This is a genomic window from Pseudomonas sp. S8, from assembly GCF_050473925.1.
In the GTDB taxonomy this organism is placed as follows: Bacteria; Pseudomonadota; Gammaproteobacteria; order Pseudomonadales; family Pseudomonadaceae; genus Aquipseudomonas; species Aquipseudomonas parakoreensis.
Map to the genome: position 1 here is coordinate 4,813,618 of NZ_JBFDVZ010000016.1, position 24,083 is coordinate 4,837,700.

Sequence of the window (24,083 nt, forward strand, 5' to 3'; positions counted from 1 at the left end):
CTTCGGCGCGAAAGTTGGATGGGCTGTTTCGGGGTGGGGACACAATCACATCCCTCGGTTGGTCAGTGGTACGCATTGGTGTAGGGTCAACAAAAAATCAAGGAGTGGGACGTGGCGGCGACAGTTCTGGTGTTGATGGCGGCGCTGTTGCATGCGACGTGGAATACCCTGATCAAGTTCAGTGCCGAACGGCTGTTGGTGGTGGCGTGCATGGACACGGTGGCGCTGTTGTTCGTGGCGCTGGCCTTTCCATTCATCAGCCTGCCACCGGCGCAAATCTGGCCGTGGATTCTGGCGTCGGCAGCATTCGAGCTGCTGTATCGCTATCTGCTGATCCAGGCTTATCGGGTCGGCGACCTCGGATTGGTCTATCCCTTGATGCGCGGCTTGTCGCCGCTGGTGGTACTGGCGCTGACCCTGATCTTCGCCGGCGAAGTGCTCACCACGCAGCAGATCTTCGGGATCATGCTGATTCCGCTGGGCATGGTCTGCCTGCTCTGGCAGGGCGGTGGTGGTAAACATTTGCCGTGGTCGATGCTGCCGGTGGTGGCGCTGATCGGCTTGTGCATCGGTTGCTACACCTACATCGATGGCCAGGCCTTGCGGCGCTGGTCGCATCCGCTGGATTACCTGGTCTGGGTCACACTGCTCAGCGCCTGGCCGTTTCCGTTGCTGGCGTGGGTCGCCAAACGCCCGGCATTTCTGGTGTTCTGGCGCGAGCAATGGAAGCTGGGGCTGGCGGTCGGGTTCTGCGTGTTGTTCAGCTACGCTCTGGTGCTGTGGGCGATGCAGTTGGGCTCGATTGCCGAAGCGGCGGCCTTGCGTGAAATCAGCGTGATCCTGGTGGTGCTGTTCGGCATGCGGTACCTGAAAGAACCTTTCGGCAGACCGCGGCTCTTAGCCTGTGGGCTGGTGCTGATCGGCATGCTGGTAATGAAGTTCTGACCGCCCGCCATTTCCAACACTCGAAAAAGGACGGCGTTATGACGGTGGCTCTGTGGTGTGTATTGATCGCGATTTTCCTGCCGTATGTGTGCACGATTGTGGCCAAGGTCTCGGGCGGTTTCCGGCTCAGTGACAATCATGATCCTCGGGACTTTCTCGATAGCGTGGGCGGCGTCGCCCGACGGGCGCATGCGGCGCAGCTGAACAGCTTCGAAGTGATGCCGGCATTTGCTGCCGCAGTGATTGTTGCGCATCTGGTGGGAACGGCGCAGCTAGTGACCGTGAATGTGCTGGCGGTGCTGTTTATCACCAGTCGTCTGCTGTACATCATTTGCTATCTGGCGGACTGGGCGATCTTGCGGTCGCTGGTGTGGTTCGTCGGGATGGGGCTGATTGCTGCGTTCTTCTTTGTATCGGTATAGGTAAAGCAAGATCAAAAGATCGCAGCCTGCGGCAGCTCCTACAAGGTTGATACATGTCCCCTGTAGGAGCTGCCGCAGGCTGCGATCTTTTGCTTTTCAAGGTTTGTCGGCGACCTGGGGCACTTGCGGCAACGCCGCACCTTTAGGCCAGAGCATCCAGATCTGCCCCTGCTGTTTCATGTCCCCGGCCAGTTGCCCGGCTGCGTCGCCGGTGCCCCAGAACAAGTCCGCGCGCACCTCGCCAGCAATCGCGCCGCCAGTGTCCTGCGCCGCGACCGGGCGAACCAGAGCGGTGCCATCCGGACGGGTGGTCGACAACCACAGCAGACTGCCCAACGGAATCACCTTGCGATCCACCGCCGCGCTGTACCCGGCGGTCAGCGGTACGTTCAGTGAACCACGTGGGCCTTCGTTGCTGTCCGGGTTACGGGTGAAGAACACATAACTCGGGTTGCTGCCCAACAGCTCCGGAATGCGCGACGGGTTGGCCTTGGCCCAATTGCTGATCGCGCTCATGGTCACGTCTTCTTTCTTCAACTCGCCCTGTTCCACCAGCCAGCGACCGATCGGTCGGTACGGGTGGCCGTTCTGGTCGGCGTAGGCGATGCGCAGTTGTTTGCCGTCCGGTGTCTGAATTCGCCCGGAACCCTGGATCTGCAAAAACTGCAGGTTCATCGGATCGGTCAGGTACGCCACTACCGGGGCTTTGACGCCTTTGGATTCGATGGTTGCGGCGTCGTCATACGGCTTGAGCACCCGGCCTTCGAGGCGACCGCGCAGGCGCTTGCCCTTGAGTTCGGGGTAAATGCTGTCCAGCGACACGATGATCATGTCTTCGGGCACGCCATATACCGGCACGTTGGCTGTTTCGGTGGGGGTCAGGCTGCCGGGGTAGACCGGCTCGTAGTAACCGGTGATCAGGCCGTTGGGGTTGTCGTGTTCGGCGCGCAACCCGAACACATCCAGGTTCTGCTTGAGAAACGCGCGAATTTCGCCGGCGCTCTGCGGCACGTTGGCGGCTGCCGCGCAGGTGCCACCCCAGATCGGATCAGCCTTGAGTCGGGTGCAGGCGCTGCGCCACGAGCCGAAACCGGCGACCAGGTCGCTGTCGGACACCGCCGGCAGGGCTTCCCAGGTGGCGCTGGAATAAGTCGCCAAGGCGTGGGTTTTCGGTTTGGCATTGTCGCCGCCCGTACAGCCAGCAAGGATTGCCAGCAGCGGCAGGGTTGCGATCAGCGGGTGACGCCAGGCCTTGAAACGGCTGTTCATGGAGTGATTCCTGTGCCGGTTGCCCGAGTGCTCCATGCGCTCGGGCAACCCGTATTTTTAATAGGGCTATTGGTGTTTGACGGCGACGCGAGGATACTGGCCGCCGAATTCCGTGACCTGAAGCCACCATGACTCTTAAAAGAATTACTGTTGTATTGCTGGCCTGTCTGACCTTGTCCGCCTGTGGCGGCGTCGATCCGAATTCGCCGCTGGGTCAACGTAAGTCGATCTTCAAGCAGATGCTCAAGACCGGTGAAGACCTGGGCGGCATGTTGCGCGGACGCATTCCGTTCGACGGGCCGAAATTCGCCGAAGGCGCGGTGAAGCTTGATGCGTTGTCTCATGAGCCGTGGAAGCATTTCCCGCAGGTGCGCGAAGAGGATCACACCAGCGCCAAAGACGATGTCTGGCTGCGTCAGGCCCGCTTTCAGGAATTGGCCCGTAACCTTGAGGCGGCCACCGGTGAACTGGTGATCGCCAGCAAGGTTCAGCCGTACAAGGCCGGCAACCTGGGACCGGCGGTGCAGAAAGTCGAAGATGCCTGCAGCGCTTGCCATAAAGAGTTTCGGGATCATTGAACTGCTGAGCAATTGTGGCGAGGGGATTTAGCGAAACGTCGCACCGCCCCGATCGGCGGCGCAGCCGTCGTGAACCTGCTGTTCTTTCTGAAAGACTCGATTGAATGGTTTTGGGGCTGCTGCGCAGCCCATCGGGGATAAATCCCCTCACCACATAAATCTCCCTCACCAAACCTTCGGTTACTTATCGATCTGGTCCAGCGCATCCTGCAGTTCTTTGCGCGACTCGGCGAGTTTGTTTTTGCGCTTGTCGATCTTCTCCGGATCACCTTTCTTCATCGCCTTGTCGAGATCAGCCTGACGTTTGCTGACTTCGTGCTTGGCTTCCAGCACCTTGTTTTCGCGTTCTTTCTTCAGGCCGGCATCGGTGCAGTTCTTGGTCACTTCATCCAGAGCGGTTTGCAGACCGGCCTGCTGATCGGTGTTGCCCCGGGATTTGGCCTGTTCGAGCTGATTGATGATGCCCTGCTTCTTCGCGGCGCAACCGGTCAGGCCCGGTGCATCTTCGTCGGCCATCGCAGGTGCGGCCAAAACGCCACAGAGGGTCAGCAAAGCGAGCGGTGCAAGAAATTTCATAAAAGCTCCATGTGCGAAGGCAATCGGGTCGGTGGCACTGCGCTGTTTGAGCGTCTGACGTTCCTTCGGTTCCCGGCTGCCGGAATTGGGTGATCAGAAGCCGTCGATTCCGGCGGCGCGTAAGGTTTCACTCAAGGCCAGCACCTGCGGATCGCGGAAGAATGCGCTCAATTGCGCCGCGCGGCCCGGGCCGATTCCAGCCTCTGCCTGCCATTGTTCGGTGTCGCGTTGTGCGAGCGCCTGCCACGAGTCGGCCAGCTGTGCCTGACCGGTTGGCGGTAAACCCAAGGCTTTGAGCCACTGGGTGAACGGCCGTTGGCGGGCGCTGTGAAAACTGTTGATCAGACGTGCGCTGCTGCGCTCGCCGAAGCCGGCAATGTTAGCAAGCTCTGGCTCGTCGAGGGTCAACCAATCCAGCAGGTTGTTCAGGCGGCCTGTTTCCAGAAGTTTCTCCCAGGTGCCGCGTCCGACATTCTGCAGCGCCAGCCCTTGTTTGCCACTGAGCCAGGTCAGGCGCGCGAGAAACTGGCTTTCACAACCGGGAGTCGGTTGCCAGCAGCTCAGGGCGTGGAAATCACGCTTGTCAGGAATATCGAGAGCGGCTCGTTCGGTAGTGCGCAGCACCACACTGTCGAGTCGCGGGATGGTCAGGCCGGCCAGGCTGATTGCCACATGATCACCGGGGCGGATGTCCAGCGTCTGCCAGCGCTTGAGGGAGCCGGCGCTGACGCGTTTGATCTCGCGGTCATCGAGCATCACCGGCGACAACTCCAATACCGGAGTGATGCGTCCACTGCGGCCGACTTTGAAATTCACTTTGCGCACCTCGGCCAGCGCTCGGGAAAACGGGTATTTCCAGGCGACGGCCCAGTAGGGCGCGCTTGCCTGCCAGCGCTCGGCCAGTGGGCGCTGGCTCTGGCGCAGGACAATGCCGTCGGTGGCGAAGGGCAGAGGCGATCGATACCAATGCTCGCGCCATTTTTGTGCATCGGCAAAGTTGGCGATGGCCTGGCTGAATGGCGCCGTTGCGGCGAATCCCAAGGTTGCCAGCGTCGATATTCTTTCCGGCAGACTCGCTGGCCCTTGTGGCCAGTCCCAGACAAACAGGCCGATTCCGGCTGCCTGTTCGGCATTCAAGGTTTTGCGGTTCATCAGCCCGGCAACGGTGGCGCGGGCATTGACGCTGCCGGCGCTGGCTTGCACATGTTGCTGCAGGCGCCAATAGAGTTCGCCTTGCACCAGCAAGTCCAGCGGTTGAGTCAGATGTTGCGGAATGGCGCCGATCTTTTGCGCCGATGCTGTCCAGTCCTGACCGCTGATGCCGTCACCGCGACTGATCGCTTGCTGCAACAGGCCGCGACGGTAGATCAGCGTGACGGCCACACCATCGACCTTGGGTTGTACCCAGACATCCTGCCGATTCTTCAACCACGCTTGAACGGCGACGGCTTCGTGAAGCTTGTCCAGACCGGTGTGGGCGATTGGATGAGCGATGGCGCCTGAGGCAGTGCGCAAAGGTTCGGGCGCTGAATGCTGCTGGAAGCACTGTCGCCATTGGTTGAGCCGCAGGCGCGATTGATCGTAGAGCTCGTCGGCAATCAGCGAGCGGCCTTGGCGGTGGTAGGCGTCGTCCCATTGGTCGATCTGCTGTTGCAGGGCGGTGATTTCGTTTTGCGCCTGAGCGGCAGGCCAGTTCGGACATTGGGTGGCGTGGCTGCTCAGGCCTACGAGACTGAGAAAAAGCAAAACAGAAAAGCGCATCGTGAGCGTCCTTGCTCATGGGGATAATTTGAAGGGTAGTCAGGATTTTTCAGCCACGTCGAGTGGGAGTTTTTCCTCTTGTTTCGGCGATGAAGATCAAAAGATCGCAGCCTTCGGCAGCTCCTACAGGGGAGCGCATTCATCTGTAGGAGCTGCCGAAGGCTGCGATCTTTTGATCCTGGCAAGCATGAAAAAGCCCCGCACGGCGCGAACCGTGCGGGGCTTTTTTTGCAGCCGGGGAGGGCTTACAGACCAGCAGCGGAACGCAGAGCGTCGGCGCGGTCGGTTTTTTCCCAGGTGAAGGTGGAGAAGGTGTCTTCGCCAACTGTCTTGGTCTGCGGAGCACGACCAAAGTGGCCGTAGGCTGCAGTTTCCTGGTACATCGGGTGCAGCAGATCGAGCATGGTGGTGATTGCGTATGGACGCAGGTCGAACACTTCACGCACCAGTTTGATGATCTTGTCATCGCTGATCTTGCCGGTGCCGAAGGTGTTCAGCGAGATCGAAGTCGGCTGAGCGACACCGATGGCGTAGGACACCTGGATCTCGCAACGCTCGGCCAGGCCGGCAGCGACGATGTTCTTGGCAACGTAACGGCCGGCGTAGGCTGCCGAACGGTCAACCTTCGATGGATCTTTACCGGAGAACGCGCCGCCGCCGTGACGGGCCATGCCGCCGTAGCTGTCGACGATGATCTTGCGACCGGTCAGGCCGCAGTCACCTACCGGGCCGCCAATGATGAACTGGCCGGTCGGGTTGATGTGGAACTGGGTGTCTTTGCTCAGCAGTTCGGCAGGCAGCACGTGCTTGACGATCAGCTCCATCACGCCTTCGCGCAGGTCTTTGTACGACACTTCAGGATTGTGCTGGGTCGACAGTACAACGGCGTCGATACCGACAACCTTGCCGCCTTCGTAGCGGCAAGTCACTTGCGACTTGGCGTCTGGACGCAGCCACGGCAGCAGACCCGATTTGCGGGCTTCGGCCTGACGCTGCACCAGCTGGTGCGAGAAGGTGATCGGCGCTGGCATCAGCACGTCGGTTTCGTTGCTGGCGTAGCCGAACATCAGGCCCTGGTCGCCGGCACCCTGATCTTCAGGCTTGGCGCGGTCAACACCCTGGTTGATGTCAGGGGATTGCTTGCCGATGATGTTCATCACGCCGCAAGTCGCGCCATCGAAGCCGACTTCGGAGCTGGTGTAGCCGATGTCGCAGATCACGTCACGAACGATCTGCTCCAGATCAACCCAGGCGCTGGTGGTCACTTCACCGGCCACGATGGCAACGCCAGTCTTGACCAGGGTTTCCACGGCAACGCGTGCGTGTTTGTCCTGGGCGATAATGGCGTCCAGCACCGCATCGGAAATCTGGTCGGCGATTTTGTCCGGATGTCCTTCAGACACGGACTCGGAGGTGAAGAGGGAGTATTCGCTCATCTCGATGTTTTCCTGAATTTACCGATGGTGAGTGTCGCCAGCCGGTCGCTGAAAGTGGCGAACCTGGATCTGGAAACCATTACGTAAGCCTACATAGAGGCTGTCCCCGGGAACGAGTCCCGCAGCGGTGGCCCAACGGGCCAAATCGTCCTGTTCAAACCCCAACCACAGATCACCGCAGGCCTCCCTGGCCCAACTCTGGTTGTGGCTACATAACTCTGTCACGAGCAGGCTACCGCCCGGTTGCAGCAGGCCGGCCATGTGCTTGAGCGCTTCGGCCGGCGCGGCGAAATGGTGCAACACCATGTTCAGTACCACGCAATCGGCCTGAAGGCTGGAGCCATTCAATGCATCGGCCAATTGCAGGCTGACGTTAGCCAGCCGTTCACGTTCACATACCTGACGCGCCAGTTCGAGCATCGCCGGGCTGTTGTCCAGCGCGGTTACGGTGCCGAAGCGGCGGGCCAGTTCCGGCAGAAAAGCACCATCGCCGGGGCCGACTTCAATGGCCGTGGCAGCACCATTGAAGTTCAGTTTGTCGAGCAGGGCCAGCACGCTGTCGCGGTACTGCGGCAGGCCTGCGATCAAGTCTTGCTGGGCGCGGAATTTTTCTGCGACCCGGGCGAAAAAATCCTGGCTGGCGGCTTCACGTTGCCCGTGGACCTGAGCGATCCGTGCCTGCACGTCCTCCGGCAGCGCCAGATTGTCGACTTCTTCTAACAGTGCTGCATGCAACTTGCCGCCCAGCAATTCAGTGTGGGGCAGGGCGCGGCGATAGAAAATCGCGTTGCCCTCACGGCGCGTCGCTACCAGATCGGCCTGGGCCAGCACCTTGAGGTGGTGGCTCATGCCTGACTGACCAATGCCGAAAATCTGCGCCAGCTCCAGTACGCCGAACGAATCGTTGGCCAGCGCGCGCAATACATTCAGGCGCAGCGGGTCGCCACCGGCCTTGCACAGGACCGCCAGCTCGTCGCAATCGTCATGGCGAATGGAAGGCACGCGTAAGTTCATGGGGCAGCAGTCTAGTGACGGTGGGAAATCGCCGCAAGGGCAATATCAAAAAGTTTTGATATTGCTCGATAGATGGCACTTCTCACTGACTGGTTAACTCTACAAACGAACAGCGGAAAGGTTTCACCAGACGAAACCGCCGTCCAGCACGGGAAAAACGCCTTCGGATGACTATCTGTCATTGCCCCGAGGCGCTCCGGTGAGGGAAAATGCCCTCCTTTTTTCCGTTTCAATCTATTCACACCCAGGAGATCAGCGATGCCTAGCCGTCGTGAGCGTGCCAACGCCATTCGTGCCCTCAGCATGGATGCCGTGCAAAAAGCCAACAGCGGCCATCCCGGTGCCCCTATGGGTATGGCAGATATCGCCGAAGTACTTTGGCGCGACTACCTCAAGCACAACCCGAGCAACCCGTCGTTCGCCGACCGTGACCGCTTCGTGCTGTCCAACGGCCACGGCTCGATGTTGATCTACTCGCTGCTGCACCTGACCGGTTACGACCTGTCGATCGATGACCTCAAGCAGTTCCGTCAACTGCACAGCCGCACCCCGGGTCACCCGGAATTCGGCTACACCCCGGGCGTCGAAACCACCACCGGCCCGCTGGGTCAGGGTCTGGCCAACGCCGTCGGCTTCGCGCTGGCTGAAAAGGTTCTGGGCGCGCAGTTCAACCGTCCTGGCCATAACATCGTTGATCACCACACCTACGTGTTCCTCGGTGATGGCTGCATGATGGAAGGCATTTCCCACGAAGTCGCTTCCCTGGCCGGTACGCTGGGCCTGGGCAAGCTGATCGCCTTCTACGATGACAACGGTATTTCCATCGATGGTGAAGTCGAAGGCTGGTTCACCGATGACACGCCAAAGCGTTTCGAGTCCTACAACTGGCAGGTGATCCGCAACGTCGACGGTCACGATCCGGAAGAGATCAAGACCGCCATCGAAACCGCGCGCAAGAGCCCGCTGCCGACCCTGATCTGCTGCAAGACCACCATCGGTTTCGGTTCGCCGAACAAGCAGGGCAAGGAAGACTGCCACGGCGCCCCACTGGGTGACGCGGAAATCGCTCTGACCCGCCAGGCGCTGAACTGGAACCACGGCCCGTTCGAAATCCCGGCCGACATCTATGCCGAGTGGGATGCCAAGGAAAAAGGTCGTGCCGCCGAAGCCGAATGGGATCAGCGCTTCGCTGCCTACTCTGCTGCATTCCCGACCGAAGCCAACGAACTGATCCGTCGTCTGAGCGGCGAACTGCCGGCTGACTTCGCGGAAAAAGCCTCGGCTTACATCGCTGAAGTCGCGGCCAAAGGCGAAACCATCGCCAGCCGTAAAGCCAGCCAGAACACCCTGAACGCGTTCGGCCCGCTGCTGCCGGAACTGCTCGGCGGTTCGGCTGACCTGGCCGGTTCCAACCTGACCCTGTGGAAAGGTTGCAAAGGCGTCAGCGCTGAAGATGCCAGCGGCAACTACATGTACTACGGCGTGCGCGAATTCGGCATGACCGCGATCATGAACGGCGTGTCCCTGCACGGCGGTCTGGTGCCTTACGGCGCGACCTTCCTGATGTTCATGGAATATGCGCGCAACGCGGTGCGCATGTCGGCGTTGATGAAGAAGCGCGTGATCCACGTCTACACCCACGACTCCATCGGTCTGGGCGAAGACGGCCCGACGCACCAGCCGATCGAGCAATTGACCAGCCTGCGTTCCACGCCGAACCTCGACACCTGGCGTCCAGCCGATGCCGTTGAATCGGCGGTGGCCTGGAAAAACGCGCTGGAGCGCAAGGACGGCCCATCGGCGCTGATCTTCTCGCGTCAGAACCTGCAGCATCAGGAACGCGATGCCGGCCAGATCGCCGACATCAGCCGCGGTGGTTACGTGTTGAAGGACTGCGCAGGCGAGCCTGAGCTGATCCTGATCGCCACCGGTTCGGAAGTCGGTCTGGCCGTTCAGGCCTACGACAAACTGACCGGGCAAGGCCGCAAGGTGCGCGTAGTTTCCATGCCTTGCACCAGCGTGTTCGATGCGCAGGACGCCGGCTACAAGCAATCGGTTCTGCCGCTGCAGGTCAGCGCACGTATCGCAATCGAAGCGGCTCACGCCGACTTCTGGTTCAAGTACGTGGGTCTGGAAGGTCGCGTGATCGGCATGACCACCTACGGCGAATCGGCGCCGGCTTCGGCACTGTTCGAAGAATTCGGTTTCACCCTGGACAACATCCTGGGTCAGGCTGAAGAGCTGTTGGAAGACTAAAACATAGCGCGGCGACCCAAGTCGCCGCGTTCCCTGTAGGAGCTGCCGAAGGCTGCGATCTTTTGATCTTGATCTAAAAACAGGATCAAAAGATCGCAGCCTCCGGCAACTCCTACATGGGGTTGTGTTGTTAGCGAATACTATCGAGAACCCCATGCCTCAACCGCGTCCCTACAAAGTTGCACTCAACGGCTACGGCCGGATTGGTCGTTGCGTCTTGCGTGCGTTGTTCGAGCGTGGCGAGAAGGCCGGGTTTGAAATTGTCGCGATCAATGATCTGGCGGACATGGCCAGCATCGAATACCTGACACGCTTTGATTCCACTCACGGCCGGTTTCCCGGCGAAGTGCGTGTAGAAGGCGATTGTCTGCATATTAATGGCGACTGCGTGAAGGTCCTGCGCAGTGCCACCCCCGAAGGCATCGACTGGGCGGCGCTGGGCGCCGACCTGGTGCTCGAATGCTCCGGCGCCTACCACACCCGTGAAGACGGCCAGCGTTTCCTCGACGCCGGCGCGCCCCGCGTGCTGTTCTCGCAACCGATGGCCAGCGAGGCGGATGTCGACGCCACCATCGTCTACGGTGTCAATCAGGATTGCCTGACCGGCGATGAACTGCTGGTGTCCAACGCCTCCTGCACCACCAACTGCGGTGTGCCGCTGTTGCGTCTGCTGGACAAGGCGATCGGCCTGGATTACGTGTCGATCACCACGATTCACTCGGCGATGAACGATCAGCCGGTGATCGACGCCTATCACCACGAAGACCTGCGCCGCACCCGTTCGGCGTTCCAGTCGGTGATCCCGGTGTCCACTGGTCTGGCGCGTGGCATCGAGCGCCTGCTGCCGGAACTTGCCGGGCGAATTCAGGCCAAAGCCGTACGCGTGCCGACGGTCAACGTGTCCTGCCTCGACATCACGATGCAGACCGCCACCGCGACCGATGCGGGCGAGGTCAACCGGATCCTGCGTGAAGCCGCCACCAGCGGCCCGCTCAAGGGACTGCTGGCCTACACCGAGTTGCCGCACGCCAGCTGTGATTTCAACCATGACCCACATTCGGCCATCGTCGATGCCAGTCAGACCCGTGTTTCCGGCCCCAAACTGGTGAACATCCTGGCCTGGTTCGACAACGAATGGGGTTTTGCCAACCGAATGCTGGACGTTGCAGACCACTATCTGCAAACAGCGATTTCAAAAAAACCTGCTCTCTAAGAACAGTTACTCAGGAAGTGCGACCCATGACCGTGTTGAAGATGTCCGACCTCGATCTGCAAGGTAAGCGCGTATTGATCCGCGAAGACCTCAACGTCCCAGTCAAGGACGGTGTTGTCACCAGCGATGCGCGTATCCTGGCTTCGCTGCCGACCATCAAGCTGGCCCTGGAAAAAGGCGCGGCGGTGATGGTGTGTTCGCACCTGGGCCGTCCGACCGAAGGCGAGTTCTCCGCCGAGAACAGCCTCAAGCCAGTCGCTGACTACCTGAGCAAGGCTCTGGGCCGCGAAGTGCCGCTGGTGGCCGATTACCTGGGCGGCGTTGACGTCAAGGCCGGCGACATCGTGCTGTTCGAAAACGTGCGCTTCAACAAGGGCGAGAAAAAGAACGCCGACGACCTGGCCCAGCAATACGCCGCCCTTTGCGATGTGTTCGTGATGGACGCCTTCGGCACTGCTCACCGCGCTGAAGGTTCGACGCATGGTGTTGCCAAGTTCGCCAAGGTCGCCGCGGCTGGCCCGCTGCTGGCCGCTGAGCTGGATGCACTGGGCAAGGCGCTGGGCGCACCGGCCAAGCCAATGGCTGCGATCGTTGCCGGCTCCAAGGTGTCGACCAAACTCGACGTCCTCAACAGCCTGAGCCAGATCTGCGATCAACTGATCGTTGGCGGCGGCATCGCCAACACCTTCCTGGCGGCCGCCGGTCACCCGGTCGGCAAGTCGCTGTACGAGCCGGACCTGCTGGACACCGCGCGCGCCATCGCCGACAAGGTCAGCGTGCCGCTGCCGGTGGACGTAGTCGTCGCCAAAGAATTCGCCGAAACCGCAGAAGCCACCGTCAAGCTGATCGCTGACGTTGCCGCTGACGACATGATTCTGGACATCGGCCCGCAAACCGCGGCCAACTTCGCCGAACTGCTGAAATCGTCGAAAACCATTCTGTGGAATGGCCCGGTCGGCGTGTTCGAATTCGATCAGTTCGGCAACGGCACCAAAGTGCTGGCCCAGGCCATCGCTGACAGCGCCGCGTTCTCCATTGCCGGCGGTGGCGACACCCTGGCGGCCATCGATAAATATGGCGTGGCCGAGCAAATCTCCTACATTTCCACCGGTGGTGGCGCGTTCCTCGAATTCGTCGAAGGCAAGGTGCTGCCAGCCGTTGAGGTCCTGGAAAGCCGGGCCAAGGCCTGAGGCCGCCCGGTTGGCCAGGCAAAGGAGTGTTCAGATGGTCAAGTCGTTAGCGCTGTTGTTGCTGACCGGTACGCTGGCGGCCTGCGGGAGTAACCCGAAGGCCGAGGCCACGCCCGCGCCGGATGCAGCGCAGAAAGGCTGCTACCAGGCCGACTGGCAGGCTGAAACCAACCCGGTGCTGAACAAGCGCTCGGGGCCGGACGGCCTGGACAAATACGAGACGCAAACCCCGGCCAAGGAACATGGTTGTCCTTGACCGGTCTGACTCTTTAACGCAGGGCTGGCGGCGTGCGCTGTCAGTCGAGGAACACGGATGAAAGGCTTGATCGCCATTGCGGCGTTGGCATTGTTGACCGGTTGCGCGCAGATGAACCTGTTTCAGTCGTCCGCGCCTGCGGACAACTGGACCACCTGGACCTGCGACAGCCAGGCCAAAGTGCTGTGGCGTTACGCCGATGCCGGCCAGAAGGAAGTCGATGTTCGACTGGGCGGCGGTGATCAGGTCTATCGCCTGAAAGAAGAGCCGGGCGCTTCGGGCGTGCTGTACAGCGACGGCATGCTGGCGTTTCACGTCAAGGGTGACGAAGGCCTGGTGTACTGGGTCGCCACCAATGACCTGATTGGCCGCGGCTGCAAGGCGCAGTAACTGACACACCACCGATCTGATGTGGAAGCGGATCCCAATGTGGGAGCGAGCTTGCTCGCGAAAACACTGGTTCAGCTTGCAGTTGTGTTGAATGTTGAAATGCATTCGCGAGCAAGCTCGCTCCCACAGAGTTCTGCGTAGTTCTCAGAATTTGCTTTATCGAATCACCAGACCGGGCCTCAACCCCCGATCTGCAATCACTTGAATAGCCGCCGCCGCTCCGGCAGGCTGGCACGATTAACGACCCTCAACCGGGAGAGACACACACAATGGCACTTATCAGCATGCGCCAGATGCTGGACCACGCAGCCGAGTTCGGCTACGGCGTTCCAGCCTTCAACGTCAACAACCTTGAGCAGATGCGCGCCATCATGGAAGCCGCTGACAAGACTGACTCCCCGGTGATCGTCCAGGCTTCGGCCGGCGCTCGCAAATACGCCGGCGCGCCGTTCTTGCGTCACCTGATCCTGGCCGCGATCGAAGAATTCCCGCACATCCCGGTGTGCATGCACCAGGACCACGGCACCAGCCCTGACGTCTGCCAGCGCTCGATTCAACTGGGCTTCAGCTCGGTCATGATGGACGGCTCCCTCGGCGAAGACGGCAAGACGCCGACCGACTACGACTACAACGTCCGCGTGACCCAACAAACCGTCGCCATGGCTCACGCCTGCGGCGTTTCGGTTGAAGGCGAGCTGGGCTGCCTGGGGTCGCTGGAAACCGGCATGGCCGGTGAAGAAGACGGCATCGGCGCTGAAGGCGTTCTGGATCACAGCCAGATGCTGACCGACCCGGAAGAAGCCGCTGACTTCGTCAAGAAGACTCAGGTCGACGCCCTGGCCATCGCCATCGGCACCAGCCACGGCGCCTACAAGTTCACCAAGCCACCTACCGGTGACGTGCTGGCGATCGACCGCATCAAGGAAATCCACAAGCGCATCCCGAACACCCACCTGGTGATGCACGGTTCCTCGTCCGTGCCACAAGAGTGGCTGGCGATCATCAACCAGTACGGCGGTGACATCAAAGAAACCTACGGCGTACCGGTTGAAGAAATCGTCGAAGGCATCAAGTACGGCGTGCGCAAGGTCAACATCGACACCGACCTGCGCCTGGCATCCACCGGTGCCATGCGTCGTCTGATGGCCACCAACCCGAGCGAATTCGATCCACGTAAATTCTTCGGCGCAACCGTGACGGCGATGCGTGATGTGTGCATCGCTCGTTATGAAGCGTTCGGTACTGCCGGTAATGCTTCGAAGATCAAGCCGATCTCGCTGGAAGCGATGTTCCAGCGTTATCTGAAGGGTGAGTTGAACGCTAAGGTGAACTAAGCCTGGGTGTTGAGCTGCTTTTATGAAAAACCCGCCGAGAGGCGGGTTTTTTGTGGGCGTAGTTAAACAAATATTTCCGCTAGCTCTTCAAGCGTAGGCATCACTGCCGGAACGACGGTGAACTCACAATCCAGAGCGGCAATAACACGTGCATAAGCGTTCATGCCCACGGAGAGGGTGCCTTTCTCTATAGCGATGACTTTGTATGGCGTAACTCTCGCGAGGTCGGCGAGTTGCGCTTGCGTTAGTCCGCGCTCCCTACGCTTTATGCGTAATTGGGTGGCGAGGCGGCTCATTAATAGAACGTGATCCATCTACTGTCTCTGTAACTTTCAAAGTTAAATGGCGTAAACGCTGCATTTGATCGTTATGAGTCCGCTCGGCGCGCGTCCGCGTCTACTCGATCCCCAGGCTTTGTTTCAAGCTGCTTGCGCCGACTTCTGCAGAGTGGCACTTCACAAGGCACAGCTAGGTGAATGGCACCTGTAATGGAAGTTTGGAAGATTTTTCGACGAAAAGTCCGTTATCAGGGACTACTCCTTCAGTTCAACGTGATCCAGTGCCTGATTTACCGCCAATTCACCGAGCATGACCACCTGTGCGATACCCAGCGCAGTCTTGCGGTGGGAGGTATCGAGTGTTGCGGCGAAGTTGTTGAGCATTTCGCTGGCTGAACCCAGGGTTTCGCTGGCGTTGGCCAGCAGAGATTCGGTGTTGTACTTCGGGTTGGCGAGGTACATGGACTCGGGTTCGCAGGTGCTGGTCATGATGTGTGCGGCCGGGTTGAGGTAGTGGTCGAGGGCGCGCTCGGCGGCGTCGTGGAGCTTTCTTGAGTCGAGGGATTCGTAGGGGGAGGCCAGGTCGGTGGCTGGCGGGTGAGGCGTTGATTTGGTCATGTCTCGTCTCCGGTAAATGGAGCCGGCACCGGATCGCTACTAAACGAAGGGGTGGCAGCTGAACGCAGGTTAGTAGACCGGGGAGACGCGACCGGCGCACCCGAAGGCGCCCTGCGTACAGCTACCATCAAGCGCGGATGAATGTCCGACTGAATGGTGCCAATGCGCATCGCGTAACCTCGGGCTACTAAACCCGATCACTGGAAATCAGTGACGCGAATCAAGTTACCGATGGCCCTCCAGGCGCACAAGCCGGCGGATTCTGGCGTAGCTGTAGGTATCCACGCAAGTTGTTGTAGGCATCGGGAAGTAACCGCCGAGCGATTTAAACAACACCGTTTAAAGGATGTCCGACTGGCAATAAATAACACTGTGGCGAGGGAGCTTGCTCCCGCTGGACTGCGCAGCAGGCCTCGCTTTTTTAGGGCCGCTGCGCGCCCCAGCGGGAGCAAGCTCCCTCGCCACAGGGATTTGTGCCAATGAAGCCTTATTTGTCGTGGTCGATGTCGAGTTTGCTGAAGGTGACCTGGCCGCCTTCGCTGGTATAGCCGGTGTTGTCCTGCACATATACCCCGGCCTTGAAGTACAACGGCTTGTTGCGCCAGGTCGCGCTGATCTGTGAATCCCACTGGTAACCCGCCGCGCTCACGCCGAGTGCGCCGCCGGGGCTCAAGTGGATCAGGTAGTTGAATTCGCGATCCAGCTTGATCCCGGTGGCGAGGGTGATAACGCGGCTTTCCTGATCGTCGGGGTGCATGCGGACTTTGATCACCAGGTTGCCGTTCTGGGTTTTTTCCTTGTACTGGTATTCGAGCTTGACCATCGGGCGCTGGCTTTCATAAGCATGGATCTGGCCGATGACGATCTTGCCGGAGCTGGGCACTTTGTTCACGGCGAGGGTCGCGCGCAGGGTGTTGTCGGCGTCGGGGTAGTACCAGTTGCGCAGGGAGCCGTTGCTGAAGGTTTCGCGCAGCTCGGTGCGCGGGTAAATGGCGTTTTCGGTTTTTGACCCGGTCACCGGCGACCAGAAGAACAAGGTGCCGGTGTCGGAATGGAAGTACTGATCCTTGAAGCCATTCACCAGTTTGGAGGTTTCGACGGTGTACGGCGGACTGCCGACGGGAACGCTGAGGTTCCAGGTTGCGAGATCGATCATGTCGGTTCTTCCACTCAATTTTCCTGTACGCGAGTGCCAGAAGCTCTAGCCCGCGCTTTTTCGGGCGGCAGTTATAAGCGTAGAGGTGTTTTTTGTTAACGCCCGTTTGGCAGATGATTGGCGTCAACATCCTGTCGAAATGCCATCTGTGCCGGTTTTCGGGGGCTGCAGGGGTGACCGTTAGTCGGTAATTTACAGCTTTGGCTAAATGATGGCGGCGTGGCAGCTTCTGCTTTCACAGATCCGGGACTAGAGTGATGGCTCAGTAACTGTACGGTTTTCACAAAAAACCGGCCGATAGTCCGACAAGAGATGTCCCGACAAGAGAAGCAGCATGGAATGCGCGCAACCCCAGCCAGGTGAAGGCAGCTCTGTCCTTTTGATCGTTGATGACTACCCTGAAAACCTGATCAGCATGCGCGCGTTGCTGCAGCGTCAGGATTGGCACGTCATGACCGCCGCCTCCGGTTTCGAGGCGCTCAATCTGCTGCTCGAACACGACGTCGATCTGGTGCTGCTGGACGTGCAGATGCCGGGCATGGACGGCTTCGAAGTCGCGCGGCTGATGCGCGGCAGCCAGCGCACGCGTCTCACACCGATTATTTTCCTCACCGCCAACGAGCAATCCCAGGACGCCGTGATCAAGGGTTACGCCAGTGGCGCGGTGGATTACCTGTTCAAGCCGTTCGATCCGCAGATCCTCAAGCCGAAAGTCCAGGCATTGCTCGAACACCAGCGCAACCGCCGCGCCTTGCAGCGTCTGAGTCATGATCTGGAACTCGCGCGGGCCTTCAATGCCTCGGTGCTGGACAACGCGGCGGAAGGCATTCTGGTGCTCGGCGAGGACGGCCTGATCCGCTTCGCCAACCCAGCGATTTCGCGATTGCTGAATGCGCCGGTGAAAGAGCTGGAGGGCAAGGAATTTCTCGATTTTCTGCAGAAACCGCATATCCCGCTATGGGCCGGTTCCGAGTTGCTGGCCGGCTATAAACGCGGTGAGACCTTGCGTCTGCACGATGCGTTGTTGCGCACGGCACCGGGGCAGCAGGTGCCGGTGGCGTTGTCCTGTGCGCCGTTGCCCGCCGAGCAGCGGGCGATGGTGGTGACGGTGCTGGACATGTCGGTGGTACGTCACCTGCATCAGCAACTGGAATTTCAGGCCGTCACCGATCCGCTGACCGGTCTGCTCAATCGCCGGGGTTTTTATCAGACGGTGGAAAACCTGCTGCTGCGCGGTGAACGCAGTGACAGCAGTTGGGTGCTGCTGTATCTGGATCTGGATGGCTTCAAACGGGTCAACGATTCCCTTGGCCACGATGCCGGCGACCGGGTGCTGCGCTGGGTCTCCGAGCAGTTGAAAGCCTGTCTGCGACCGTTCGACATTCTCGCGCGCATGGGCGGTGACGAGTTCACCGCGTTGCTCGATCTGGAGTTTCCCGAGCAGGCCGCAAAAATTGCCGAGAAGCTCATCGAACGGGTGTCGATCTGTCAGCAGATCGAAGGACTGGACATCGCTCTCGGCGCGAGTATCGGCATCGCCACTTACCCGGACTGCGGCGCGAACCTCGACGGTTTGCTGCGCGCCTCCGACATCGCCATGTATGAAGCCAAGCGCGCCGGGCGTCAGCAATATCGTTTTTATGATCACGAAATGAACGGTCGCGCCCGTTCGCGGCTGATGCTCGAAGAGAGCGTGCGCAATGCCATCGAGAACCGGGATTTCAATCTGGTGTATCAGCCGCAAGTGGCGATCGACAGCGGGCAGATTCGCGGTTTCGAGGCGTTGCTGCGCTGGCAGCACCCGAGCGTTGGCGATGTGCCGCCGGGGTTGTTCCTGCCATTGCTGGAGGAGGCACGGCTGATCAGTCGGCTCGGTAGCTGGATCTATCACCGTGGCGCCGGCCAGCGCAAAGCCTGGGAAACCCTGTTCGCCGAGGATCTGGTGCTTGGCGTGAGTTTGAGCAACACCCAGTTCGGTCTGCCGAACCTGGTCACCGAGTTGCGTCAGGTGCTGGAGCGGCATTCGCTGCAGCCGCGGCAACTGGAGGTGGAAGTCACCGAAGACGCGCTGATGCACAACCCTGACGAGACCCGCAAACAGTTGCGCCTGCTGCGTAATCTCGGGGTGCGGGTGGCGCTGGATGACTTTGGTTCGGGCCCGTGTTCGCTGGCGTATCTGCGTGATCTGGAGCTGGATACGCTCAAGCTGGATCGACACCTGATTGCGCGGCTGCCGGACTCGACGCGCGACGCGGCGCTGGTCAGCAACGTGATCAATCTGTGCAAACAGTACGGTTTGCTGGTGATCGCCGAAGGCGTGGAAACCGTTGAACAGTATCAATGGCTGCAGGCGCATGGCTGCGAATACGTGCAGGGTTTCCTGGTGGCGCGTCCGCTGACCTCCGAGGACGCCGTCAGCTTTGCCAAACCCTTTGACTGGAGCGCGCTGCCGGTTTGAATTCGCTACACTGGCGCTCTTTTCGAACCGTGCTGCCGTGTCCATGACTGCGTTGAAATACCTCCAGGCCTATCCTGCGCAATTGCAGGATCAGGTGCGCCAACTGATCGCCGAACAGCGTCTGGGTGACTACCTGAGCCAACGCTATCCGGGGCGTCACGATGTGCAGAGTGACAAGGCGCTGTACAGCTACGCGCTGGACCTGAAGCAGGAATACCTGCGTAACGCGCCGGCCATCGACAAAGTGCTGTTCGACAACCGCCTCGACCTGACGCATCGCGCGCTGGGCCTGCACACCACGGTCTCAAGGGTGCAGGGCGGCAAGCTCAAAGCCAAGAAAGAGATTCGCATCGCCTCGTTGTTCAAGGAGGCGGCGCCGGAGTTCCTGAAGATGATCGTCGTGCATGAACTGGCGCACTTCAAGGAATCGGATCACAACAAGGCCTTCTATAAGTTGTGTGAACACATGCTGCCGGGGTATCACCAGGTCGAGTTCGACTTGAGGGTGTACCTGACGTGGCGGGATTTGCAATGAAGATCAAAAGATCGCATTCCAACTGTAGGAGCTGCCGCAGGCTGCGATCTTTTAACGTTGGGAGTGTTTAGATGGACGTAAGCAAGACCAAAAGCAGCTTTTACCGGCGCCTGTACGTGGCCTACCTGATCGACAGCGGCCTGGCCCCGAGCGTCCCGACGCTGACCGAAGTGACCGGCATGCCCCGGCGCACGGCGCAGGACACGATCGCCGCGCTGGCAGATCTGGATATCGTCTGCGAATTCGAACAGGAAGAGGGCGCGCGCAACCATGCCGGGCGCTATCGGATTCGCGAGTGGGGGGCGATTGATCGCGGGTGGATCGAGCGCAATCTGCGGCAGATCAAAGCTGTGCTGGAGTATCCCTGAGTTTTGCAGTGTTTGAGCTGACGCAATCGCTGGCAAGCCAGCTCCCACAAGGATCTCCAGCGAACACAGTTATTGTGAACAACCGCTGAACCTGTGGGAGCTGGCTTGCCAGCGAATATCCATGAGTTTTGCAGTGTTTGAGCTGACGCAATCGCTGGCAAGCCAGCTCCCACAAGGGTCTCCAGTCAACACGGTTGTTGTGAGCAACGGATGAACCTGTGGGAGCTGGCTTGCCAGCGATGAGGGCCTCAGGGACGACGCATGCCTATGTGCGGAATGTCATCCTCCAGATACTCCTCACCCACCACCACAAACCCGTACCTGCCGTAATACCCCTGCAAATGCGCCTGCGCCGACAGGTAGATCGGCACCTGCGGCCAATGCTTCTCGGCCTGTTTCAGCGCCTGCTCCATCATCTCGTGCCCCAGCCCCTTGCCGCGGCCCTGTGGCGCAATGATCACGCGGCCGATCACCACGTCACCGCCCTGGGATTCTGGATCGAGCAGGCGCAGATAGGCCATCAACTGATCGTCTTCCCAGCCCATCAAATGGTGGGTATCGCCGTCCAGATCCTGGCCGTCGAGGTCTGGGTAGGCGCATTGCTGTTCGACCACAAATACGTCCGAGCGCAGTTTCAGCAGTGCGTATAACTGCTCTTTGCCCAGATCGCTGTGATGCTTGCAGATCCACTCGATTGTCATTTTCCGACTCCTTGAACTCCGTCGCCCGATACTAAGTGCACAGGCGCTGAATGTCTGTATGGCGGAAGAGTCTGTGACAAAGGTCAAAATGCCATCATTCCTTTCTCGCGGTGGCGGCCGCTTTGTGTAATCTGCTGGAAAGCGCTGTGCACTGGCTTCAATGAGCTACTGTTAGGGCCTGGGTTTCGCCGGTACGGGGCCTTGGGGTTTTGACTGGAAAACACGCCGGGCCAACCGCCCGCTAAGGATTTTCAAGCATGCCGCGACTGCATCGAGCCTTTGCCTTGATCGGACTGCTCTTGCTGGCCCAACCCGCCGCTGCGGACAAGCTGCGACTGGTGTTTGATATCTGGCCACCCTTTACCGACGACACCCTGGTCAACGGTGGCCTGGCCACCGACATCGTCAGCACCGCGCTGGCGCGGGCCGGTTATGCCAGCGACTATGAACAGGTACCTTGGGCGAGGGCACTGCTGGGTGTGGGCGAAGGACGATACGACGTGCTGGTCAACGCCTGGTACAACGACGAGCGCACCCGGATCGGCCAGTTCTCTGGCGAATACCTGCTCAACCGCATCCGCTTTCTCAAGCGCAAGGACACTCCGCTCGAATACAACAGCCTGGAGCAACTGCACACCTACCCGGTGGCGGTGGTGCGCGGTTATGCCTACTCGCAGGCGTTCGATGCCGACACGGCGTTGCAGAAAGTACCGGTGCACAACTTTGCAATGGCGGTGCGCATGCTGGCGGCGGATCGGGTCAAGCTGACGCTGGAAGATGAGTATGTCGCACGCTATTACCTGGCGCGCGAATCACCCAAGGTACGCAACGCCGTGGAGTTCCTGCCCAAGCCGTTGAGCGAGAACAGCCTGCATATTCTGGTGAGCCTGAAGAACCCCGAGCATGAGCAGATTGTGGCCGGGTTCGACAAGGCGATTGCGGCGATGAAGGCGGATGGCAGTTATGACAAGTTGCTGAGGCAGCATGGGATGTGAGCATCTGATCCCGGAGTTGCGTTGTTGCTGATGCCCTCATCGCTGGCAAGCCAGCTCCCACAGGTATTGCGGTGTACACAAATCATGTAGGAGCTGGCTTGCCAGCGATGGGGCCAGTCCGGTCACCTTAAGCCTCGCTGGTGTCTTTGATCAAATGCGCCGCCAACGTGCGCAACGGCCCCAGCTGCCGGCAGATCAATGCCAGTTGCGTCTGCACCAGCCGCTGCCCTTCATCGATCTCGTCGGGCATCTGCTCCAGCTCATTGGCCAGCGCTTCCTCGTCGTCGCTCTGGATCGCCACTGGCTGCTTGTTCGCCAGGCCCTGGGCGATTTCATCGATGCTCGCGGCCAGTTTCACTCCAGCACCGTCGATCAGGTGTTCGCGGACTTCCGCCGGTAGTTGCGTTTCGCGATGCGCGCCCAACCCGGACAGGTAGCTGAGCAGGGTGTGCGACAGCACCAGAAAGCGGAAACCGACATCCGCTTCCTTCCGGAAATGCCCCGGCTCCATCAGCATGTTCGCCAGCGTCGTCGACAGTGCCGCGTCGGCGTTGTGCGCGTTACGTCGGGCCAGGCGATAGGCGAGGTCATCGCTCTTGCCGGCGGCGTATTGCTGCATGATCTGGCGCAGGTAGATGCTGTTGCAGGTCAGGGTGTTGGCCAGCACTTTGTTCAGGCGTCGACCCTGCCAGTCCGGCAGGAACAGGAACACCGTCAGGCCGGCGATCAGGCTGCCAAGCAGGGTATCGAACAGGCGCGGCAGGAACAGCCCGTAGCCATCACCGATCTGGTTGAAGCAGAACAGCACCATGATCGTGATCGCCGCCGTCGCCACGGTGTAGCGCGTGGTGCGGTTGGTAAAGAACACCACCCCGGCGGCAATGGCGAAGCACGACTGCACCAGCGGGCTGGGGAACAGATCGAACAGCGCCCAGGCCATGGTCAGACCGATGGCGGTGCCGAGAATCCGCTGCCCGAGTTTGCGCCGCGTTGCGCCGTAGTTCGGCTGGCAGACGAACAGTGTGGTGAGGATGATCCAATAGCCCTGCGAGGGGTGGATCAGGTGCACCATGCCGTAGCCGATACTCAATGCCAGCGGCAGACGCAGGGCGTGGCGGAACAGCAACGAGGTCGGTGTCAGCTGCGTGCGCAGACGAATCCACACGTCCTTGAGGTTGCGCGGCGAGCGGTCGAGCAGGCTGCTGTCGGTGGCATCCGCCAGCGCGTCGGGGTTGCTCGCGTCGCTGAGCAAACGGTCGAGGGTGCCGAGGTTGGCTGCCAGTGCGCGCAGTGAACGCAGCAGGCCGCGCCACGCCGGGTTGCTCTGGATGCGCAAGTGTTCAAGAGAGGCATCGAGGTCAGTCAGCGCTTCGGCAAAACTGGCGTCGTAGACGAACGGCTGGCGCATCTGGATCGATTCGGCCAACGCGCGACAGGCCTTGCCCTGCTGGCGCAGCAAGCGCTGGCAGCGGAACAGCACGTCGCTGTGGAAGAACGCCTCGGCCAGCGCGTTGTAAGGATAGTGCGAAGAGCTGGCGCGTTCGTGAATATCCTGGGCGAGGAAGTACAGCTTCAGATAACGGCTGACTTTCGAGCCCGGGCGACCGTTGCCGACCCGGTGCAGGATGATTTCCTTGGCACTGTTCAGCGCCGCCACCACCCGACCGTTCTGCTGCGCCAGTTCCAGCCGTCGTGCTTCGACGTCCAGCTGACGGATCGGCTCGAACAGCGAGGCTTTCAGCTTCAGATAGAAGCCCAGTTCACGGAACAGCCGCGCCAGACTCTGCTGCACCGGCTGGTTGGAAAACAGCGCCTGCCACAGCACCGAGAGCAGGCCGTACCACGCCGCGCCGGCCACCAGCAGCATGGGTTCGTGCCAGAAATCGGTGACCGCGCCGCCGCGCTGATCCACGCCGATCATGGTGTAGACCGACAGGATCAACGTTGCCGAAGCAATCGCACCGTAACGCTCGCCGAGCGCACCGAGCATGGTCAGGGCGAAGCTGGCCAATGCCAGGGCGATGGCAAATACGATGGGGTAGGGGAAGAGCAGTTCCACCGACAGCGCGGCGATACTGAAACACACCAGTGTCACTGCCAGGGCATTGAGGCGGCCTTGCCAGCTGTCGTCGGTCTCGGCCAGGGCGCTGGCGATAATCCCGAGGAACAACGGGATCAGCAAGCCCATTTCATCCTGATACCAACACAGCGCCATGCTGCCGGTCAGGGCGATGAACACCCGCACGCTGTAGCTGAATTTATCCAGCGCCCACAGGCGCCGCAAAGACTGACGAAACGAGGTCGAGGACATGAAGTGCGAAGGCCTTCCGAGGC

General features: G+C 60.2%; 23 protein-coding genes. 13 read left to right on the forward strand and 10 right to left on the reverse strand.

Annotation, left to right across the window (positions count from 1 at the left end):
* The first annotated feature begins 111 nt into the window (after positions 1-111).
* On the forward strand, positions 112-945 hold the full coding sequence (locus AB1J88_RS22840) for an EamA family transporter (RefSeq protein ID WP_041063447.1): 834 nt from the start codon (positions 112-114) through the stop codon (positions 943-945).
* Positions 946-983: 38 nt separating this feature from the next.
* Complete coding sequence (locus tag AB1J88_RS22845) at positions 984-1,367, forward strand: MAPEG family protein (protein ID WP_027610617.1); 384 nt, start codon at positions 984-986, stop codon at positions 1,365-1,367.
* 96 nt (positions 1,368-1,463) lie between these two features.
* Here the strand turns inward: AB1J88_RS22845 and mltA are convergent, their stop codons facing one another.
* The gene (gene mltA / locus AB1J88_RS22850; protein WP_430292035.1) at positions 1,464-2,636 is read right to left on the reverse strand and encodes a murein transglycosylase A; all 1,173 of its coding nucleotides are present in this window, start codon (positions 2,634-2,636) and stop codon (positions 1,464-1,466) included.
* A 128-nt stretch (positions 2,637-2,764) separates the two neighbouring features.
* Here mltA and AB1J88_RS22855 point away from each other — a divergent pair, with 128 nt between their 5' ends.
* Positions 2,765-3,214, forward strand: a complete 450-nt coding sequence (locus AB1J88_RS22855) for a c-type cytochrome (RefSeq protein ID WP_222017944.1) — start codon at positions 2,765-2,767, stop codon at positions 3,212-3,214.
* 180 nt (positions 3,215-3,394) lie between these two features.
* Here AB1J88_RS22855 and AB1J88_RS22860 read toward each other — a convergent pair whose 3' ends face one another.
* The 4 genes from AB1J88_RS22860 to AB1J88_RS22875 form a co-directional block, all read right to left on the reverse strand.
* Complete coding sequence (locus tag AB1J88_RS22860; RefSeq protein ID WP_108184057.1) at positions 3,395-3,790, reverse strand: DUF1090 domain-containing protein; 396 nt, start codon at positions 3,788-3,790, stop codon at positions 3,395-3,397.
* Between the two features lie 93 nt (positions 3,791-3,883).
* Positions 3,884-5,551, reverse strand: coding sequence for an NAD-dependent DNA ligase LigB (gene ligB, locus AB1J88_RS22865; RefSeq protein WP_430292036.1), 1,668 nt, complete (start codon positions 5,549-5,551; stop codon positions 3,884-3,886).
* 245 nt (positions 5,552-5,796) lie between these two features.
* Positions 5,797-6,987, reverse strand: a complete 1,191-nt coding sequence (metK, locus tag AB1J88_RS22870; protein ID WP_027610621.1) for a methionine adenosyltransferase — start codon at positions 6,985-6,987, stop codon at positions 5,797-5,799.
* 18 nt (positions 6,988-7,005) lie between these two features.
* A complete protein-coding gene (locus tag AB1J88_RS22875; protein ID WP_430292037.1) occupies positions 7,006-8,001 on the reverse strand; it encodes an ArsR/SmtB family transcription factor in 996 nt (331 codons plus the stop codon).
* Between the two features lie 258 nt (positions 8,002-8,259).
* Here AB1J88_RS22875 and tkt point away from each other — a divergent pair, with 258 nt between their 5' ends.
* The 6 genes from tkt to fba all read left to right on the forward strand — a co-directional run bounded on the left by tkt (position 8,260) and on the right by fba (position 14,640).
* Positions 8,260-10,257 carry a transketolase gene (gene tkt, locus AB1J88_RS22880; protein ID WP_041063434.1) on the forward strand — a complete coding sequence of 666 codons (1,998 nt, stop codon included), beginning with the start codon at positions 8,260-8,262 and terminating at the stop codon, positions 10,255-10,257.
* Between the two features lie 154 nt (positions 10,258-10,411).
* The gene (gene epd, locus AB1J88_RS22885; RefSeq protein ID WP_430292038.1) at positions 10,412-11,470 is read left to right on the forward strand and encodes an erythrose-4-phosphate dehydrogenase; all 1,059 of its coding nucleotides are present in this window, start codon (positions 10,412-10,414) and stop codon (positions 11,468-11,470) included.
* A 26-nt stretch (positions 11,471-11,496) separates the two neighbouring features.
* Complete coding sequence (locus tag AB1J88_RS22890) at positions 11,497-12,660, forward strand: phosphoglycerate kinase (RefSeq protein WP_430292039.1); 1,164 nt, start codon at positions 11,497-11,499, stop codon at positions 12,658-12,660.
* A 34-nt stretch (positions 12,661-12,694) separates the two neighbouring features.
* Positions 12,695-12,916, forward strand: coding sequence for a hypothetical protein (locus AB1J88_RS22895; protein WP_007961876.1), 222 nt, complete (start codon positions 12,695-12,697; stop codon positions 12,914-12,916).
* Positions 12,917-12,973: 57 nt separating this feature from the next.
* Positions 12,974-13,306 carry an MliC family protein gene (locus tag AB1J88_RS22900; protein ID WP_430292040.1) on the forward strand — a complete coding sequence of 111 codons (333 nt, stop codon included), beginning with the start codon at positions 12,974-12,976 and terminating at the stop codon, positions 13,304-13,306.
* Positions 13,307-13,575: 269 nt separating this feature from the next.
* Positions 13,576-14,640 (forward strand): class II fructose-bisphosphate aldolase, encoded by a 1,065-nt coding sequence (gene fba / locus AB1J88_RS22905; protein WP_041063423.1) that lies wholly within the window; start codon positions 13,576-13,578, stop codon positions 14,638-14,640.
* Positions 14,641-14,702: 62 nt separating this feature from the next.
* Here the strand turns inward: fba and AB1J88_RS22910 are convergent, their stop codons facing one another.
* From AB1J88_RS22910 to AB1J88_RS22920, 3 genes are all read right to left on the reverse strand, one after another.
* A complete protein-coding gene (locus tag AB1J88_RS22910; RefSeq protein WP_041063421.1) occupies positions 14,703-14,954 on the reverse strand; it encodes a helix-turn-helix domain-containing protein in 252 nt (83 codons plus the stop codon).
* A 219-nt stretch (positions 14,955-15,173) separates the two neighbouring features.
* The gene (locus AB1J88_RS22915; protein WP_041063419.1) at positions 15,174-15,536 is read right to left on the reverse strand and encodes a DUF6124 family protein; all 363 of its coding nucleotides are present in this window, start codon (positions 15,534-15,536) and stop codon (positions 15,174-15,176) included.
* 487 nt (positions 15,537-16,023) lie between these two features.
* The gene (locus AB1J88_RS22920; RefSeq protein ID WP_430292041.1) at positions 16,024-16,692 is read right to left on the reverse strand and encodes a polysaccharide lyase family 7 protein; all 669 of its coding nucleotides are present in this window, start codon (positions 16,690-16,692) and stop codon (positions 16,024-16,026) included.
* Positions 16,693-17,026: 334 nt separating this feature from the next.
* Between AB1J88_RS22920 and AB1J88_RS22925 the strand changes: the two genes are divergently transcribed.
* The 3 genes from AB1J88_RS22925 (at position 17,027) to AB1J88_RS22935 (ending at position 20,053) form a co-directional block, all read left to right on the forward strand.
* On the forward strand, positions 17,027-19,150 hold the full coding sequence (locus AB1J88_RS22925; RefSeq protein WP_041063414.1) for a putative bifunctional diguanylate cyclase/phosphodiesterase: 2,124 nt from the start codon (positions 17,027-17,029) through the stop codon (positions 19,148-19,150).
* 43 nt (positions 19,151-19,193) lie between these two features.
* Complete coding sequence (locus tag AB1J88_RS22930) at positions 19,194-19,685, forward strand: M48 metallopeptidase family protein (protein WP_003229006.1); 492 nt, start codon at positions 19,194-19,196, stop codon at positions 19,683-19,685.
* A gap of 71 nt (positions 19,686-19,756) precedes the next feature.
* Positions 19,757-20,053 (forward strand): winged helix-turn-helix domain-containing protein, encoded by a 297-nt coding sequence (locus AB1J88_RS22935; protein WP_007913779.1) that lies wholly within the window; start codon positions 19,757-19,759, stop codon positions 20,051-20,053.
* A gap of 248 nt (positions 20,054-20,301) precedes the next feature.
* Here the strand turns inward: AB1J88_RS22935 and AB1J88_RS22940 are convergent, their stop codons facing one another.
* Positions 20,302-20,754, reverse strand: coding sequence for a GNAT family N-acetyltransferase (locus AB1J88_RS22940; RefSeq protein ID WP_041063410.1), 453 nt, complete (start codon positions 20,752-20,754; stop codon positions 20,302-20,304).
* A gap of 257 nt (positions 20,755-21,011) precedes the next feature.
* Between AB1J88_RS22940 and AB1J88_RS22945 the strand changes: the two genes are divergently transcribed.
* Positions 21,012-21,749, forward strand: a complete 738-nt coding sequence (locus AB1J88_RS22945) for a substrate-binding periplasmic protein (protein ID WP_047297090.1) — start codon at positions 21,012-21,014, stop codon at positions 21,747-21,749.
* 127 nt (positions 21,750-21,876) lie between these two features.
* On the opposite strand, the gene yccS is transcribed toward AB1J88_RS22945, so the two are convergent.
* A complete protein-coding gene (gene yccS, locus AB1J88_RS22950) occupies positions 21,877-24,060 on the reverse strand; it encodes a YccS family putative transporter (protein WP_430292042.1) in 2,184 nt (727 codons plus the stop codon).
* Positions 24,061-24,083 lie beyond the last annotated feature (23 nt).

What these genes read in the sequence shown, in the direction of transcription:
- AB1J88_RS22855 (WP_222017944.1), top strand. Translation starts at nt 2,765, where the DNA reads ATGACTCTTAAAAGAATTACTGTTGTATTGCTGGCCTGTCTGACCTTG.
- AB1J88_RS22935 (WP_007913779.1), top strand. Translation starts at nt 19,757, where the DNA reads ATGGACGTAAGCAAGACCAAAAGCAGCTTTTACCGGCGCCTGTACGTG.
- AB1J88_RS22845 (WP_027610617.1), top strand. Translation starts at nt 984, where the DNA reads ATGACGGTGGCTCTGTGGTGTGTATTGATCGCGATTTTCCTGCCGTAT.
- AB1J88_RS22920 (WP_430292041.1), bottom strand. Translation starts at nt 16,692, where the DNA reads ATGATCGATCTCGCAACCTGGAACCTCAGCGTTCCCGTCGGCAGTCCG.
- ligB (WP_430292036.1), bottom strand. Translation starts at nt 5,551, where the DNA reads ATGCGCTTTTCTGTTTTGCTTTTTCTCAGTCTCGTAGGCCTGAGCAGC.
- metK (WP_027610621.1), bottom strand. Translation starts at nt 6,987, where the DNA reads ATGAGCGAATACTCCCTCTTCACCTCCGAGTCCGTGTCTGAAGGACAT.
- AB1J88_RS22875 (WP_430292037.1), bottom strand. Translation starts at nt 8,001, where the DNA reads ATGAACTTACGCGTGCCTTCCATTCGCCATGACGATTGCGACGAGCTG.
- AB1J88_RS22860 (WP_108184057.1), bottom strand. Translation starts at nt 3,790, where the DNA reads ATGAAATTTCTTGCACCGCTCGCTTTGCTGACCCTCTGTGGCGTTTTG.
- epd (WP_430292038.1), top strand. Translation starts at nt 10,412, where the DNA reads ATGCCTCAACCGCGTCCCTACAAAGTTGCACTCAACGGCTACGGCCGG.
- AB1J88_RS22945 (WP_047297090.1), top strand. Translation starts at nt 21,012, where the DNA reads ATGCCGCGACTGCATCGAGCCTTTGCCTTGATCGGACTGCTCTTGCTG.
- AB1J88_RS22890 (WP_430292039.1), top strand. Translation starts at nt 11,497, where the DNA reads ATGACCGTGTTGAAGATGTCCGACCTCGATCTGCAAGGTAAGCGCGTA.
- tkt (WP_041063434.1), top strand. Translation starts at nt 8,260, where the DNA reads ATGCCTAGCCGTCGTGAGCGTGCCAACGCCATTCGTGCCCTCAGCATG.
- AB1J88_RS22900 (WP_430292040.1), top strand. Translation starts at nt 12,974, where the DNA reads ATGAAAGGCTTGATCGCCATTGCGGCGTTGGCATTGTTGACCGGTTGC.
- yccS (WP_430292042.1), bottom strand. Translation starts at nt 24,060, where the DNA reads ATGTCCTCGACCTCGTTTCGTCAGTCTTTGCGGCGCCTGTGGGCGCTG.
- fba (WP_041063423.1), top strand. Translation starts at nt 13,576, where the DNA reads ATGGCACTTATCAGCATGCGCCAGATGCTGGACCACGCAGCCGAGTTC.
- AB1J88_RS22895 (WP_007961876.1), top strand. Translation starts at nt 12,695, where the DNA reads ATGGTCAAGTCGTTAGCGCTGTTGTTGCTGACCGGTACGCTGGCGGCC.
- AB1J88_RS22940 (WP_041063410.1), bottom strand. Translation starts at nt 20,754, where the DNA reads ATGACAATCGAGTGGATCTGCAAGCATCACAGCGATCTGGGCAAAGAG.
- AB1J88_RS22930 (WP_003229006.1), top strand. Translation starts at nt 19,194, where the DNA reads ATGACTGCGTTGAAATACCTCCAGGCCTATCCTGCGCAATTGCAGGAT.
- mltA (WP_430292035.1), bottom strand. Translation starts at nt 2,636, where the DNA reads ATGAACAGCCGTTTCAAGGCCTGGCGTCACCCGCTGATCGCAACCCTG.
- AB1J88_RS22910 (WP_041063421.1), bottom strand. Translation starts at nt 14,954, where the DNA reads ATGGATCACGTTCTATTAATGAGCCGCCTCGCCACCCAATTACGCATA.
- AB1J88_RS22925 (WP_041063414.1), top strand. Translation starts at nt 17,027, where the DNA reads ATGGAATGCGCGCAACCCCAGCCAGGTGAAGGCAGCTCTGTCCTTTTG.
- AB1J88_RS22915 (WP_041063419.1), bottom strand. Translation starts at nt 15,536, where the DNA reads ATGACCAAATCAACGCCTCACCCGCCAGCCACCGACCTGGCCTCCCCC.